Source organism: Ruminiclostridium cellobioparum DSM 1351 = ATCC 15832, assembly GCF_000621505.1.
In the GTDB taxonomy this organism is placed as follows: Bacteria; Bacillota; Clostridia; order Acetivibrionales; family DSM-1351; genus Ruminiclostridium; species Ruminiclostridium cellobioparum.
Genome location: NZ_KK211289.1, coordinates 98,752 through 114,832, shown reverse-complemented (window position 1 = coordinate 114,832; position 16,081 = coordinate 98,752). Strand labels below are relative to the sequence as shown.

Annotated in this window: 11 protein-coding genes; 10 read left to right on the top strand and 1 reads right to left on the bottom strand. The window is 43.9% G+C overall.

Going from position 1 to position 16,081, the window contains the following annotated elements; translation table 11 throughout:
- Positions 1-23: 23 nt before the first annotated feature.
- From T344_RS0119915 to T344_RS0119905, 3 genes are read left to right on the top strand one after another with little or no spacing between them, the layout of a single operon-like run.
- The gene (locus tag T344_RS0119915; protein WP_027630134.1) at positions 24-1,292 is read left to right on the top strand and encodes a Gfo/Idh/MocA family protein; all 1,269 of its coding nucleotides are present in this window, start codon (positions 24-26) and stop codon (positions 1,290-1,292) included.
- Positions 1,285-2,532, top strand: coding sequence for an alpha-L-fucosidase (locus tag T344_RS0119910; RefSeq protein ID WP_027630133.1), 1,248 nt, complete (start codon positions 1,285-1,287; stop codon positions 2,530-2,532). The genes T344_RS0119915 and T344_RS0119910 overlap by 8 nt, the downstream gene beginning before the upstream one ends.
- Positions 2,529-4,898 (top strand): GH36-type glycosyl hydrolase domain-containing protein, encoded by a 2,370-nt coding sequence (locus tag T344_RS0119905; RefSeq protein WP_051572090.1) that lies wholly within the window; start codon positions 2,529-2,531, stop codon positions 4,896-4,898. The genes T344_RS0119910 and T344_RS0119905 overlap by 4 nt, the downstream gene beginning before the upstream one ends.
- Positions 4,899-5,007: 109 nt before the next feature.
- On the opposite strand, the gene T344_RS0119900 is transcribed toward T344_RS0119905, so the two are convergent.
- Positions 5,008-6,420: a phosphoglucomutase/phosphomannomutase family protein gene (locus T344_RS0119900; protein ID WP_027630131.1), complete on the bottom strand. Its 1,413-nt coding sequence runs from the start codon at positions 6,418-6,420 to the stop codon at positions 5,008-5,010.
- A 205-nt stretch (positions 6,421-6,625) separates the two neighbouring features.
- Between T344_RS0119900 and T344_RS0119895 the strand changes: the two genes are divergently transcribed.
- From T344_RS0119895 to T344_RS0119865, 7 genes are all read left to right on the top strand, one after another.
- On the top strand, positions 6,626-7,711 hold the full coding sequence (locus T344_RS0119895; protein WP_027630130.1) for an ABC transporter substrate-binding protein: 1,086 nt from the start codon (positions 6,626-6,628) through the stop codon (positions 7,709-7,711).
- A 244-nt stretch (positions 7,712-7,955) separates the two neighbouring features.
- On the top strand, positions 7,956-9,038 hold the full coding sequence (locus T344_RS0119890; protein ID WP_027630129.1) for an ABC transporter ATP-binding protein: 1,083 nt from the start codon (positions 7,956-7,958) through the stop codon (positions 9,036-9,038).
- On the top strand, positions 9,032-10,702 hold the full coding sequence (locus T344_RS0119885) for an ABC transporter permease (RefSeq protein ID WP_051572084.1): 1,671 nt from the start codon (positions 9,032-9,034) through the stop codon (positions 10,700-10,702). Before T344_RS0119890 ends, T344_RS0119885 begins: the two co-directional genes overlap by 7 nt.
- A gap of 81 nt (positions 10,703-10,783) precedes the next feature.
- On the top strand, positions 10,784-12,586 hold the full coding sequence (locus T344_RS0119880; protein WP_027630127.1) for a sensor histidine kinase: 1,803 nt from the start codon (positions 10,784-10,786) through the stop codon (positions 12,584-12,586).
- Positions 12,564-13,361, top strand: coding sequence for a response regulator transcription factor (locus tag T344_RS0119875; RefSeq protein WP_027630126.1), 798 nt, complete (start codon positions 12,564-12,566; stop codon positions 13,359-13,361). The genes T344_RS0119880 and T344_RS0119875 overlap by 23 nt, the downstream gene beginning before the upstream one ends.
- Before the next feature lie 48 nt (positions 13,362-13,409).
- The gene (locus T344_RS0119870; protein WP_027630125.1) at positions 13,410-14,009 is read left to right on the top strand and encodes an HAD family hydrolase; all 600 of its coding nucleotides are present in this window, start codon (positions 13,410-13,412) and stop codon (positions 14,007-14,009) included.
- Between the two features lie 593 nt (positions 14,010-14,602).
- A complete protein-coding gene (locus tag T344_RS0119865) occupies positions 14,603-16,027 on the top strand; it encodes a hypothetical protein (RefSeq protein WP_027630124.1) in 1,425 nt (474 codons plus the stop codon).
- The last annotated feature ends 54 nt before the right edge of the window (positions 16,028-16,081 follow it).

The following is a 16,081-nucleotide window of genomic DNA, read 5'->3' as shown; positions in this document are numbered from 1 at the left end:
AATTTTGTAATATGGAGGTATATATGAAAAAAGTAAGCATCGCATTGATAGGAGCCGGGCAGAGAGGCAGTATATATGCCGCTTATGCGCTTTCTCATCCTGAGGAGCTCAGAGTTGCTGCTGTTGCAGAGCCTGATACAAATAAAAGGGAAGCTTTCGCAAGGCTTCATGGAATCCCGGAAAACATGTGTTATCCCACCTGGGAGGAACTGCTGTCGTCTCCCAAGGCAGCAGATGCCGTTTTGGTCTGTACCCAGGATAATATGCATACAGGGCCGGCAATAAGGGCATTGGAGGCGGGATACCATGTTTTGCTGGAGAAGCCCATGTCAAATAATGCATTGGAATGTTTGGCGATAGATGAGCATTCACAGAAGTATGGCCGGATGGTTTCGGTATGCCATGTTCTGAGATTTACTCCTTTCTTTTCAACATTAAAAAAGATATTGGACGAAGGTCAAATAGGCAGGCTCATATCGATACAGCACAATGAAAATGTGGGATACTGGCATCAGGCACACAGCTATGTGCGGGGCAGCTGGAGGAATTCCCGGGAGTCAAGTCCAATGATTCTTGCAAAATCCTGCCATGACCTGGATATACTTTTATGGCTGGCAGATTCGGAATGCAGTAGTGTGGCATCTTTCGGAGAATTGACCCATTTCAGAAAGGAAAATGCCCCTGTTGATGCTCCCGCCCGCTGTCTTGACGGATGTCCTCACCGTGAGGAGTGTCCGTTTTATGCACCCAGGATATATATAAACGGAAATACAGGGTTTCCCGCATCGGTAATCAGCAGTAACACCAGTGTGAAGGCACTTACTGCGGCTCTTAAGGACGGCCCCTACGGAAGGTGCGTGTACCGCTGCGATAATGATGTGGTTGACCATCAGATAGTAGCAATGGAATTCAAAAATAGCGTTACCGTATCGTTTACGATGTGTGCCTTTACAAATGAAGTAAGCAGGACAATTAAGATTATGGGTACCAGAGGCGAAATAAGAGGTGCCATGGAAAAAAATGAAATTGAGATCACCAGGTTTGCTGACGGTGCAAAAACTAAAATCTGCCTTAACCCCGGTACTTCGGGACATGGGGGAGGAGACGAGGGGATTATGAGTAATTTCGTAAAACTCATGCAGACAGAAGAGGAAGACCGGCTCACAGCCTCCGGAATTTCAGTCCAAAGCCACCTTCTGGCATTTGCAGCCGAGAAATCCAGAATTGAAAAACGGGTAATCCATATGGAGGAATATACCCGGGAACTCAGAAACGGAGGCCGCCATGCATAAACCTGATGAAGCAGCAAAACCCACAAAGCAGCAAGAGATCTGGCAGGACCTGGAGCTGGGGCTTTTTTGCCACTTCGGAATAAATACCTTCAATGATAAAGAGTGGGGGGACGGCATCGACGACCCGGATACCTTCCATCCAACTTCCATGGATTGTTTGCAGTGGGCCCGGACTGCCAAAAAAGCAGGTTTCAAATATTTGATTCTAACTGCAAAGCATCATGACGGATTTTGCTTGTGGCCCACAAAAACAACTGATTATTCGGTAAAATCGGTTACATGGAGGAATGGGAAAGGGGATGTTGTAAGGGAGTGTGCAGAAGCCTGCCGTCAGGAGGGAATACATTTCGGCATTTACCTGTCACCCTGGGACAGGCATGAACCCTGTTATGAAAATAAGGCCGACTATGACCAATTTTATCTGGAACAGCTTAAAGAGCTGTTAACAGGCTATGGCCCGCTAATAGAGCTCTGGTTTGACGGAGCGGGTTCCGAGGGGCGTCAGTATGACTGGAAGAAGATATGCGATACTGTGACTGAATATCAGCCCGATGCAATGATATTCAACATGGGAAGACCCACTATACGCTGGGTGGGAAACGAGGACGGCCTTGCACCAGAGACCTGCCGGAATACGGCAAGTGAAGCCAGAGCCAGCATGTTTACCGAGGATATGCTCACCTGGCTGCCTGATACACCGAAGTGGGTGCCCGCCGAATGTGATGTTCCCATAAGAAAGAAGCACTGGTTCTGGCATCCGGATGATGAAGGAAGTCTTCTTTCACTTGAGGAACTTATGGATATATATTATAAATCTGTAGGAAGGGGCACCAATTTGCTGCTAAACGTGTCTCCGGACAGAAACGGTTTATTTCCCGAAGCTGATGCTGAAAGGCTGCTGGAATTTGGGGATGAGATAAGGAAGCGTTTTTCAAAACCAATAAAAACCGTTGAAGGACCGGGGAAAAGTCTGGAATTGATGCTGGAAGAACCAGCTTATATGGACCATGCGATAATTATGGAAGAGATATCAGAGGGAGAACGTATTAAAGAATATAAATTGGAAGCCGGGCAAAGCGGAAAATGGATTGAGCTGGCGAGGGGTACTTCAGTAGGACATAAAAAAATAAATCATTTTGACAGGATAATGGCCTCAAGGGTCCGGTTTACCGTACTGAGCTGTGAAAATCAGCCTCTGATAAGGAGTTTTTCGGTTTACCATACCGGAGTTGAGCTATGACAATTTATAGAAGGTGGAGAGAGACTGTGCATTACGGATACTTTGACAATCAAAACAGGGAATATGTAATAACCAGACCGGATACTCCCACTCCCTGGATAAACTTCCTTGGAAACGGGGAGTACGGAGGTTTTATCTCCAACAATGCCGGAGGAATGAGTTATTACAAGGATCCCAATTCAAAGAGGATAACAAGATACAAGTATAATAACCTGCCTGCTGACAGGCCGGGCAGATATATTTATCTTAAAGATATGAAAACAGGGGAATACTGGTCGCCTACCTGGCAGCCTGTAATGAAAACACCGGATTCCTATGAATGCCGCCACGGCCTTGGATATACGGCTATAAGCAGCTCATACGGCGGAATTGAAACACAGATCACATATTTTGTACCGGTTGGGAAAGATCATGAAGTCTGGAAAGTGAAAATAAGGAATAATTCCGGGAAGGAACTGAGCCTGAAAGCCTTTACCTATGTGGAATTCAGTTACCATACGGCTTCTCTGGATCTGATGTGTGATTGGCCCAGAATGCTTTTTAATGCTGATTTTAAGGAAGGATTCATTGTCTTTGAGTCCATGACGGCTGAAGCCTTTTATCCATACATAGGCACAAATGCCGGGGTTGAAGGCTATGACTGCAGTCTGGAAAAATTCATTGGGGCATACCGTTCCGAAAGCAATCCTATTGCACTTGAAAACGGAAAGTGTTCAAATTCCCGGGTATCTTCCGATAACGCAGTCGGAGCCATGTGCTGCCCCGTAAATTTGAAATCCGGGGAGGAAAAGGCTTTCGTTGTGGTTCTGGGTTTTTCGGAAAACAAGGAAACTGCAGTGCAAAAAGGCAGGGAGAATCTTGATGAGCGGCAAATTGAGAAGGATTTTGACGAATTACGGGCTTACTGGGATAATTTCTTATCCCATGCCAGCTTCAGTACTCCCGATGATAATGTAAATCTTATGCTGAACATCTGGAACCAGTATCAGTGCAAAACTACCTTTGACTGGTCCAGATTCATTTCCCTGTATGAGCGCGGAATAGACAGGGGTTTGGGATTCAGGGACAGTATGCAGGATATATTGGGAGTTGTGCATGCAATTCCTGATAAGGTTAAAGCCAGAATTAAAGACCTTCTGAGCATACAATTCAAAAAGGGAGATGCCATGTCGGTACTGTATCCCGCAGACAGGAAAGCCTGCGGAGGAGGACGCTCCGATGATCACCTGTGGTCTGTCTTTTCGGTCTGTACATATATCAGGGAAACAGGGGACAGGGAATTTCTGAATGAAACCGTACCCTATTATGACGGAGGAGAAGGCACGGTTCTGGAGCACCTGGAGAATGCTGTGAAGTTCACCGTAGACAATCCTGGAGAGCATGGCATACCGCTGCTGCTGCTCAGCGATTGGAATGATACATTGGCTTCAATCAATAAAAAGGGCGGCTCCGAGAGCATATTCGTATTTTTTCAGCTGGCTCATGCAGTATATGAACTGCTGCTTTTATACAGGCAATACGGATATACTGAAAAGGAGAGACGGGCATCGGAGATATATGCTTACTGTAAATCAAAACTTGATATTATCTGGGACGGCAAATGGTTCTTAAGAGCCTTTAACAGCTGCGGTGAAAAATATGGAACGGCTGATGACGAGTTCAATAGAATTTTTCTGAATCCGCAGACCTGGGCCGTCATGAGCAGACTTCCAACCGAAGAACAGGCTCATTCGGCGCTGGATGCCGTCCATGAAAATTTAATGACAGAGTTCGGTTTGCTTACCCATTATCCTGCTGCTGATTTTTATGATGTTGAAAAAAAGGCCTATATGCCCTGTGCTGCGGGAACAAAGGAAAACGGCGGAATTTTCTATCATACAAATGCCTGGGCTGTTATTGCTGAAGTCTTGCTCGGAAGAAATGAGCATGCTTTTGAATATTATAGCACTGCATTGCCCTGCAGAAGAAACGGCATTTCCGATCTTTGCCGCATTGAACCTTACGTCTATGCATCACATATATTCGGAAAACAGCATCCGGAGTTCGGGGCAGGTACAAATTCCTGGCTTACAGGAACTGCGGCATGGATGTTTCTTGCGGCATCTCAATATATACTGGGTATACGTCCGGATTATGACGGCCTCGTAATTGATCCCTGCATACCCAAGGAGTGGGATGGGTTTAAGGCCGAAAGAATGTTCAGAAATGTCAGGGTTGTTATCACAGTAAAAAATACCGGCGACAGTAAAAGAGTTGATAAAAGAGTAAATAATATGGTTGTTGATGGTAATGTGCTGGAGGGCAACAAGGTTCCGGCTGCTTATTTGGAGGAAAAAACTCTGGTACAGGTATATGCGGAGATATAAATATTACAATGCACAATCGGCCAGGAGGCTGCTCAATTAACGGGCAGCCTCCTGGCCGATTGTGCAGAAGGGTTTCAGCTGTGGTTGAAACCAGGGTAGGACTGTTGTTCTAAAGCTGAAGAAAGCTGCGGAATGTATTTATTACACTTTTGGCGTCCTCCAGGGACGGCATTTCACTGAAAATTCTCAGGACAGGCTCGGTTCCGGAGAAACGGCAGATGACCCAACCGCCGTCTTTGAAATATATCTTGCAGCCGTCAAGGTATGAAATTTTATCTATAGCCCATGGGAATTCCGGAATCTGTTTTTCCCGGAACAGGAGATTTGACAGCTCCAATTTGCGTTCACCCGTCATAAGACAGTCAAATTCATCCATAAGGAAACTTCCGTATTTAGTGTGTATGTCCTTCAAAATTTCATTCAAAGGCTTTCCGATTACACTCATCATTTCAACTAAAAGTGATCCGGCATAAACACCGTCCTTGCCCTGTATGTGCCCTCTGACCGTCAGGCCTCCCGAGGATTCGCCCCCGATAAGGGCATCGGTTTCCAGCATTTTGGAGGAAATATGCTTGAAGCCTACCGGCACTTCGTGACACTTTTCTCCAAATGCGGCTGCCATCCGGTCGAGGCAGTGGGTTGTGGCAATGTTTCTTACAACATCCCCCTTCCAGCCTTTGAATTCGTGCAGATAAAAATACAGCAGCACCAGGATGTCATTGGGATGTATAAAAGTGCCGCTGGAATCGATCAGACCAATTCTGTCGGCATCTCCGTCTGTTGCGATGCCCATGTCGTAACCGCCCTGTACAACCAGCTGGGACAGGTGGTACAGCGTTGAACTGTTGGGGGAGGGGAGCCTTCCTCCAAACAGTGTGTCATGCCGGTCATGTATGACATCCACCTGGCAGCGGCAGGTGAGCAGGATTGTCTGGAGGGTGGTTTTACTGACGCCGTACATGGGATCAAGCAGGATCTTCAAGTTCTTATTTTTAATTGTTTCAGAATCAATTATTTTAAGTATGCTGTCAATGTAGCTATTTTGTGGGTTTATGACTGTTATCAGGCCTGAAGCGATTGCTCTGGAATATTCCATGCTGCGGATATCGGATTTTGATATAAGAGCGATCTGGGCCTCAATATCATTTGTGACTGTTTCCGTGGCATCTCTGCCGCCTGAGGTGAACACTTTTACTCCATTGTACCGGGCCGGATTGTGACTTGCGGTGACAGCCATGCCGTATGCGGCATTTTCCTTCATGACCTCGTACATTATAAGCGGCGTTGGAGCATCATAGTCTATAAGGTTAACTTTAATGCCCTCGGCTGCAAATACGCAGGCCATCCATTTAGAAGCCAGATCCGATAAAAATCTCCGGTCATATCCAATAACCACGGGTAAAGATTGCTTCATATCACGTTTGATTATTCTTACAAGTGCAAGGGATATGAACTCGAGATTTTCCCGGGTAAAATCTTCGGCTATTATTGCACGAAAACCGCCTGTTCCAAATTTTATCATAACAATACCTCCATTAATCCTTCCGTAAATACCGTTCATGGCAGTATTCTAACACCCGCAACGCCATTTTTCAAGGAATCGGCAGCAAATCTGAACAACATGCAAGTATTCTCAACAAAAGTTCAGAATCGTCACATTGTATAAAAAAAGCTAAGATGCAATAATATTTTTGTAGATATTCAATAAAAAATCGGGAGGAAGAAAAATGAAAATGAAAAAAATTCTCAGTTCCATGTTAGCTGCAATTATGATCATGGGGGCAGTGGCTGGCTGTGGAAGTTCCGGCGGAAGTTCCTCTGAAAGTTCCCAGGCGGCAGCCAGTACTTCTGTAGCTTCAAGCGAGAGCTCAACTGCAAAAGCCGGCGGTTCAAAAACTGTCACAGTTTATTCTCCGCACCCGGCAGATCCTTTAAATGCGGGTATTAAGGAATTCCAGGAAAAGACGGGCATCACGGTGGATCTTGTGGCTGCCGGAACAGGTGAATTACTTAAAAGAATAGAAGCAGAAAGCGGCAATCCCCTGTGTGATGTATTCTGGGGCGGCGGGGCCGATTCACTGGCCGCATACAGCAAATATTTCGACACCTTCAAACCCGCAGATTTAAGCAGTATAGATCCGCAGTATGTAAGCAAGGATAACCTCTGGACAGGTGAATCACCCCTTCCGATGGTAATCATGTATAATAAGAAGCTTGTAAGCGAGGCCGATGTTCCGAAAGGCTGGGCCGACCTGACAAGTGCAAAACTAAAGGGTAAAATTGCCTACGCTGATCCTGCAAAGTCCGGATCTTCCTATACCATACTGTGCACCATGCTCACCGCCTTCGGAAAAGACGACGGAAAGGGCTGGGATTTTGTAAAACAGTTTGTTGGCAACCTGGATGGAAAGATTTTGAGCTCCTCCGGCGATGTCTATAAAAAAGTGTCCGATGGCGAGTACAGTGTTGGCCTGACTCTTGAGAAGGAAGCCATCAAATATGTTCAAGCCGGTGCCGATGTTGGTATCATTTATCCGTCGGAAGGTACTTCGGCTGTTCCCGATGGAATCGCAATAGTAAAGGGCGGCAAAAACAAGGAAAATGCAGAGATCTTCGTTAATTTCGTCCTTGGGAAGGAATGCCAGACAATGATGTCAAATGACTTCTCCAGAAGGTCGGTAAGAACTGATACGGAAGCTCCCGAAGGCCTTCCTGCAATAAAGGATATAAAATTCGTGGACTATGATTTTAACTGGGCTTCCTCGGAAAAGGTGAATATCCTGGAGAAGTGGAAAGAGATAATAGTGGGATAAACCTCGGTACCGGGTAATACGGGATTTTAGATAAATACATTAAATAAAAATAATGGAAATCAGTTTATGCAGGCACCTTTCAGAAGCTGGAAGGCGCCTGTACAATATATAGCTGTCCAGGAATCTATGACATCTAAATTTATACATTTAAATTCATACACTGCCGGCGGTTAAATTTTTCCGCCGGACAATATACGTTTTAGATGTCACAGACTGCCAGGCTTTGAGAAAAGGGGTTGAGTGGATGAGCCACAGTGTTAAGGTTTGTAATGTAGTCAAGAAGTATGATGATTTTGTTGCAGTAGACAAAATATCCTGTGAAATCCGTGAGGGTGAATTTTTTACCCTGCTTGGTCCGTCAGGCTGCGGAAAGACAACTTTGCTGAGGATGATCGCAGGGTTTAATTCAATTGACGACGGTGAAATTTATTTCGGAGATAAAGTAATTAATCAGATAGAGGCTCATAAAAGGGATATAGGAATGGTATTCCAAAATTACGCCATATTTCCCCACATGACGGTATATGATAATGTGGCATATGGGCTTAAGGCCCGCAAGGTTCCGAAGGACCAGATAGAGGTAAAAGTCATGGAGGCCCTCGACCTGGTTCAAATCAAAAATTTAAAGGACAGGAAGCCGTCCGAGCTGTCGGGGGGACAGCAGCAGCGTGTTGCACTGGCACGTGCCATTGTCATAAAGCCGGGAGTTCTGCTGATGGATGAGCCGCTCTCAAACCTGGATGCAAAGCTCAGAGTCCAGATGAGAACCATAATCAAGAAGCTGCAGAAGGATCTGGGGATAACAACGGTATACGTTACCCATGACCAGGAAGAGGCACTTGCCATATCGGACAGAATAGCCATAATGAAGTCGGGAAAAATCATGCAGCTGGATACGCCGGCCGATATATATAAAAGGCCCCGGAATACATTTGTTGCAGGCTTCATTGGAACTTCCAACTTCCTGGATGTCCAGGTGAGATATGACGATAAGATGAACACGTTTATAAAAGTCGAGGGCGGCCTGGAATATCCCGTAAAATTGAAAAGAAAGCTGGAAACCGCCATTTTGTCAATAAGGCCGGAACAGTTTATCATAAATGGTCCCGACGGCAGGGGCATTCCGGGAGAAATTCAGATGTATACCTTTCTTGGAGATTTTGCAAATTATGAAATCAAGCTTCCTGGCGGCCAGGTGGTTGAGGCCAATGAATACACCAAGGACATTGACTTTGTAAGGGCTATAGGAGACAGGATCAGGCTCGACTTTGACCCTGAAAAAATCAGTCTGTTTGACCAGGAAGGGACGGAGGCTTATCTATGGTAAATGAGCAAAGCATTGCTGGAAAGATAAAAAATCATTTCAACTTCTGGAATATCACAAAATACCTGTTTATAATACTATTGCTGATATTCCTGGTATATCCGCTGTTTGCAATAATATTCAGGAGCTTTTACAACACTGAAGGCGAATTCACCATGAAGTTTTACAAGACGTTTTTTACCAAGGCATACTATTACCGCACTCTGATAAACAGCTTGAAGGTGTCTGTCCTCACAACGGTTTTATCTGTGGCGGTGGGAGTTCCACTTGCCTATATCACCTCGAGGTTCAATGTTTTCGGCAAGAAGCTTATCAACCTCCTTATTATCATGTCGCTGATGTCTCCGCCTTTTATAGGAGCTTACTCATGGATAATGCTGCTGGGAAGGAACGGCTTCATAACAAATCTGTTTGAAAAAATAGGGATTACCATGCCTCCGATATACGGCTTTGGAGGGATTATCATGGTATTTACCCTAAAATTGTTCCCTTACGTTTATTTGTATGTTTCAGGGGCAATGTCCAGTATCGACCGTTCCCTGGAAGAGGCGGCCGAGAATCTGGGGTCCAGCAAACTGAGGAGGGTATTTACTGTTACAATACCGGTAATCATGCCAACACTGGCTGCAGGAGCCATAATGGTATTCATGTCCTCCCTGGCCGACTTTGGTACACCCATGCTGATCGGGGAAGGTTATAAGGTGCTTCCGGTTCTGGTATATGAGGAGTATATGAGCGAAATGGGCGGCAATGCCAACATGGCGGGAGCCCTCAGCGTTGTAATCGTATTTTGCTCCACTGCAGTGCTTCTGATCCAGAAGTACGTCATATCCAGAAAGAATTACGTAATGACTGCCATGAGACCTCCCATCATTGAAAAGCTATCCATGGCAAAGCGAATTCTGTTGACTGCAATATGCATGTTTGTGGCGTTTGTTGCTTTTCTGCCCCAGATAGTTGTTGTCATCACCTCTTTTGTAAAAACAAGCGGCCCCATATTTGTAAAAGGCTTTAGTTTAGAGAGCTATGAAAAGATATTCTATAAATTATCAAAAAACATAACAAATACTTTCACCTTCTCAATTATTGCCATTGCAATAATAATAGTGGCGGGCATGCTGCTGTCATACCTGATTGTAAAGCGAAAAAGCAAGATCAACAGCTTTCTCGACCTGCTCATAATGTTCCCATATGTTATTCCGGGTGCCGTGTTAGGTATATGCATGCTGGTAGCCTTCAACAAGCCGCCGATCATATTGTCCGGTTCGGCTGCCATACTGATCATAGCCTACGTTATCAGAAAAATGCCTTATACCATCAGGTCCAGCAGTGCGCTTTTGTACCAGATTGAGCCAAGTATAGAGGAAGCCTCCATCAATCTGGGGGTTTCGCCCATGAAGACCTTTTTCAAGATCACTGCCCGCATGATGGCGCCGGGAGTTTTGTCAGGTGCAATTTTGAGCTGGATAACCACAATAAATGAGCTGAGTTCGAGTATAATGCTGTATAGCGGTAAAACAGCCACAATTTCGGTCGCAATATACACCGAGGTTGTACGTTCCAGCTTCGGTACTGCGGCGGCATTGGCCTCCATTTTGACAATTACCACCATTCTGTCCCTTTTATTGTTTAACTGGGTAAGTAAAGGAAAAGTTTCCGTAATTTAATATACACAAATTATGTTAACTTTATTGCAATCATTTGTTATAATAAAGCTAAAAATGAAGCCGTTGGACGGATGGTGCCGAATGCGTTCTGACAAAAAAATCAGATTGAGTTTTATTAAAAAACTATTCATTTGTTTTACAGTTATGAGTTTTATACCGGTCCTGGTACTGGGGACACTTACGTACACCATTTCCTCCAGGGAATCCATGAGGAATCTTGAGAACCAGGCCTCGGAGACTGTGGACCAGGCATTGAACAGTCTGGGCAGAACACTGGATGAGTATAAGTCTGCCATATCCTATTTCTGCAAGGATGAGGAAATTATCAGCATGCTTGATGCCGGACGTGTTACCGAAAAAAGCCGTACATCCATTTATCAGAAAATGTATATCATGCTTGCGGGAAAACCAACGTCGGTAGCAATGCATCTGATAAAGGCCGATGGAAGCTTCAGCGTTTCCACATCTCAAATACCCGAGGCATATGAAATAAAAAATCACGAGGATTGGGGCGTGTTCAGGAAGCTCAATTCAAATGACGAATCCTCGGAGTACTCCAACAGATATACTGCAAAGAACGGTATCAGATACTGTATGGCAGTTGCCCATAACATTAAAAAAGACAATGTTGTGTTGGGATATGTGATCATAGACATACCTGAGGAGGCTTTCAAAGCCGCACTTGGCGCCGTAAATCCTGCAATTCCCATGAAATATGCCATTGCAGACAAAAACTATTACATTTTATATGATGAAACTTTTGGTTACAGGTCAGGAAGCTTTCTGGACAACAATATCCGGGATAAAATATTTCAAATGCAGGCAGGGAAAAAGATTTATCTTGATGAACCATACAGGCTGCTGAGTTACAGTGAAACAAAAGATGATTATCAGCTAAGGATCATATCCTCTGTTCCGGTTGAAATGGTGGTTATCAACAGCAATTATATCACGGTTACTACTTTAGCGGTGGCAATAGGTGCTATTTTGATGTGCCTTATTTTATCCCCTCTTATAATCCGGGGACTGACCAAACCCCTCAGTACTATAATTCATACAATGAACAGGGTTAGAAACGGGGATACTGCAGCTAGAGTCACCGTTAAAAATAATGATGAATTCGGGTATATAGGAAAAAATCTGAATACCATGCTGGATAACCTGAATGAGCTCTATCAGAAGGATCTGGAAAAGCAGAACAGGCTTCGCCTTGCTGAGCTGAAAGCACTGCATTCACAGATAAACCCTCATTTTCTCTATAATACTCTTGATTCCATAAAGTGGCTGGCAAAGCTAAGCGGAATTAATGATATTGTCGTTATGGTTTCCCAGCTTGGCAGGCTTTTGAAAAGCAGCATCAACAATCAGAGGGATATAGTACAGATATCGGAGGAGATCTCGCTTATCGGAAGCTATATTTCAATACAGAAAGTCCGTTACAGCAATAAATTCGAAGTGGATATGGAAGTTGACCCGGATATAATGGGCTGTGAAGTGCCAAAGCTCATTATACAGCCCATTGTTGAAAATGCAATCATACACGGTATCGAAGATAAAATAGGTAAAGCACATCTTAAAATCAGGGGTTGGAAGGATAATGACAGAATTATCTTTGAGATTACGGATGACGGTGTGGGTATGAGTTCGGACGACCTGGAGGGCATCAGGAAAAAAGTGCAGGCCGAGGACATGGGAAAGAGCAGTATCGGACTTGCAAACGTGGATAAGAGGATAAAATTATACTATGGTGAACAGTACGGACTTGCAATAAGCAGTGAAGTAAATGTAGGTACCATAATGAGAGTGGTCATGCCGTTTTTCGAAATACAGCAGGAAAAAACGGAAGGTGAGTCTGAAGATCATGATAAGAATCGTTGTAGTTGAAGATGAAATTCTGGTGAAAAAAGGTCTGATACTGACGACAGACTGGCAGAAGTACGGCTGTGAAGTGGTAGGTGAGGCATCCAACGGTTTTGAAGGTGTTCAGCTTATTGACAGGGTGAAACCCGATATTGTGATCACGGATATAAGGATGCCGGGACTGGATGGTATTAAAATGATAGAAAGTCTCAAGGAGAACGGGGTGAGTCCTGAATTCATCATCATCACAGGCTACGGTGAATTTGAGTATGCCAGAAAAGCTCTGAAGCTGGGAGTGCGGGATTTTCTTGTAAAGCCCATTGACGATGATGATCTGGATAATGCCCTGACAAATACCTGTCAGGCCGTACTGGACAAACAGAGGATTGAAAAAATCAGGGATAAGCTTGATAATATTGGTGAGAGCCGTGTAATGCTCTTCAAGGAATACATTGTGGATCAGGTGTCGGAGGAGGACTATGTCGGAAGGGCTGTCAAATATATAAGTCTGAATTACAGCCTGGATATCACTGTAAAAACCGTGGCCGATAACCTTTTTATTAGTGAGAGCTATTTGAGCAGGCTGTTCAAGCAAAAGGTAGGTCAGACCTTCGGCGATTACCTGACGTATTACAGGATAAAAAAGGCATGTGAGTACCTGCGTGAACCTGACGGTAAAATATACGAAATAGCAGGAAAAATAGGATACAAGGACCAGCGGTATTTCAGCCTGATATTTAAAAAGCTGGTGGGAGTGACACCCAAGGAATTTCGTGATAAATTGAATAGCAGGCTTTGATGATTTTGGGCAATTTATTTTGCACATTGGGCTAATGGAGGTTAATTGATGATAAGAAATATTATTTTTGATATGGGAAATGTACTGCTGGCATACACACCGGATAAATATATCGCAACCCTGACAGAAGATGCGGAGGCTGCGGAGGCATTGCTCCGGGAGCTCTTCCGCAGCAGTGAGTGGCTGGAGCTGGATGCAGGGAGCATAACCGAAGAAAGTGCTGTAGAGAGTGTCAGCCTGAGAATTCCTCAATATGCCGGGCTGGTCAGGAAGGCCATGGACAACTGGCATTCCGATCTGACTCCAATAGAAGGCATGTCAGAGCTGGTGGAAAAGTTAAAAAGTAAAAACTATAATATATATTTGCTTTCCAATACAAGTATGAAGTTTTTCAGTTATATGGATAAAGTTGAAATGTTCAGACACTTCGATGGGTTTATAATATCAGCCAAGGAAAAGTTGGTAAAACCCGACAGAAAAATCTTTGAATGTATTTGCTCCAGATTCGGCTTAAACGCCGGAGAATGCCTGTTCATTGATGATCTGCAGGCCAATATCGACGGTGCTCAAAGTGCCGGACTCAACGCTCATCTGTTCCAGGGGGCTGAGGAACTGACGCAATTTTTGAAGAATAGTAATATTTTATAATTAGATTAACTTTATGTGCTAGTTATTCTATATTTGCTTTACCTGCGTAAATTTTATATAACTGGTAACTTCCGTACTAACTTCATGAAATAGGACGCACCAAAAACAATTACGAAAATTGTATCGCCTCATTATAAAGCGGTTTTGCCGTCGCTCAAACTTGACATCCTGTCTCGATTTGAAGCTCAAAGCAGCGTCCTGCTGCTTTGCCGGCAAAACCGCTTTACCTTCGCCGACAATTTAGCACAATTGTTTTTAACCGTGCATCCTATTTCATGAAGTTGTCCTCGCGTTACCAGTTGATTCTAATTAAATCTATCTGTAAAGCAAAACATATTTCAATTAGCACAACATGTTAAATTAACCGTCATGCTGTTAAAACGGCCTCTCAACTTCGCAGTTAGTACGGAAGTACCGGTATATTAATATTGATTTTATACTGAAAAAGTTGATCAAATAACCCGCACAACAGGTTAATTTGTATGCAATAAGACTATTCAAAAAAATAGTCTTATTTTTTTATGCCCCTCATATACTTTAATGTTAAGGCATATCACGGCCTTATAATATTAAAGCAAAGGAGAATCCTTGTCATGGGCAATAATTATCAGAGACAGTTTTATATATTTCAGAACATGGATAGCAATCTGGGCAATCCAACGGGCTATATAAAGGTTGAGATAAATGATCTGACTGCAAAGCTGCAAATATCACTCGGGAACCTGACAGATAGACCGGGAATGGCATACCGGCTGTATGGCATAAGCAGGAAGGAAAATGAGCTACAATATGCTGAAATATGTGATATCGGGAATAACAACGGCAGAGCGGACTATAAGTTTGGTCTGGAAAACAGCAATATAGGAGGAAGTAATCTTTGCTTTGATGATATTAATGTATTTGCAGTAATAGCAGCAATTCCCGATAACAATTCGGTTGTTTGCCCGCTGGTTGCATATAGAAACGGTCAAGTGCCTTGGAAGCAGGAGTTCGAGGCCGCTCTGAGAAAACCCGCACCTCCGGTAATTGTGGAGGCAGCGGTTGAGAAGATGAACGAAAGAATTGATATGCAGAGGACCATAGAGGAAGATGCTGCGCTGCCTGACATTCCGGCAGATGGAGATAGGGGCAATATTCCGGAAGAAATAAGCAGCTTTGAAGAGGAAAGTCGGAATATAATAACTGAAGAGGGTTTTGAAGAGGAAGGGCGGAATATAGTAACCGAAGAGGGCATTGAAGAGGAAGGGCGGAATATAGTAGCCGAAGAGGGTTTTGAAGAGAAAGGACAGAACATAATAACTGGAGAGGGCCTTGAAAGGGAAGAGCTTGAAGAGGAAACCGTGGGTCAGCTGTCCGATCTGATAGAGGTTTCGGTTAAGAATGAAAATGAAGCTGAACATTCTCGTACTGCTGCGAAACCGGAGCCTGAGAACGTGGCCGATAAAAGCCGCGATGATATATCAAGCAAATTTGAAGCAACCCTGACCAGCATATACAATCACGAAAAGGTGAATGATGCAATAAGTGCGGAAAGTGATATAATAAGTGCCGCCGAAAAAAATTTCAGAGATATCTCCTCAATAAATGCAGAAGGGGACAGGGTGAGAAAAGAGCTTGATATTGACCTTCTGAAAGAGGAACTGGACAAAAGCTTTGAGATATGCAACCCCTTCAACACCAGGAGCAAGAGGTTCAAATGGTGGAAAATCAATAGTCCCGGATACCTCAATAATATACTTTTCAGAAATAATGTAAAAACATATCTTTTATTTAATCCAAAGGTTATGCTGGCACATTATAAGTACAGATATATTGTTTTCGGCATCCGGTATGATAAATATTCGGGAAGAGAGCGCTTTGTATGCGGTGTTCCAGGAGTATACAGCATTGATGAGAACCCCTTCGGAAACCTGGGAAGCTGGGCCCAGCTGGAAGGCTATAGGCCAAAATACGGTGCCTTCGGGTATTGGATCATTCTTATAGATCCGAGAACAGGAAAGTTAATTAAAATTAAGTAGATAATTGTCGTTTCATAGCATTACAAAATGGTATATAATAGAATTATAGGCCTA

Bases quoted from the DNA above. Each gene is read 5' to 3' on its own strand.
- T344_RS0119895 (WP_027630130.1), top strand. From the start codon at position 6,626: ATGAAAATGAAAAAAATTCTCAGTTCCATGTTAGCTGCAATTATGATC.
- T344_RS0119910 (WP_027630133.1), top strand. From the start codon at position 1,285: ATGCATAAACCTGATGAAGCAGCAAAACCCACAAAGCAGCAAGAGATC.
- T344_RS0119915 (WP_027630134.1), top strand. From the start codon at position 24: ATGAAAAAAGTAAGCATCGCATTGATAGGAGCCGGGCAGAGAGGCAGT.
- T344_RS0119905 (WP_051572090.1), top strand. From the start codon at position 2,529: ATGACAATTTATAGAAGGTGGAGAGAGACTGTGCATTACGGATACTTT.
- T344_RS0119880 (WP_027630127.1), top strand. From the start codon at position 10,784: ATGCGTTCTGACAAAAAAATCAGATTGAGTTTTATTAAAAAACTATTC.
- T344_RS0119870 (WP_027630125.1), top strand. From the start codon at position 13,410: ATGATAAGAAATATTATTTTTGATATGGGAAATGTACTGCTGGCATAC.
- T344_RS0119875 (WP_027630126.1), top strand. From the start codon at position 12,564: ATGATAAGAATCGTTGTAGTTGAAGATGAAATTCTGGTGAAAAAAGGT.
- T344_RS0119900 (WP_027630131.1), bottom strand. From the start codon at position 6,420: ATGATAAAATTTGGAACAGGCGGTTTTCGTGCAATAATAGCCGAAGAT.
- T344_RS0119885 (WP_051572084.1), top strand. From the start codon at position 9,032: ATGGTAAATGAGCAAAGCATTGCTGGAAAGATAAAAAATCATTTCAAC.
- T344_RS0119890 (WP_027630129.1), top strand. From the start codon at position 7,956: ATGAGCCACAGTGTTAAGGTTTGTAATGTAGTCAAGAAGTATGATGAT.
- T344_RS0119865 (WP_027630124.1), top strand. From the start codon at position 14,603: ATGGGCAATAATTATCAGAGACAGTTTTATATATTTCAGAACATGGAT.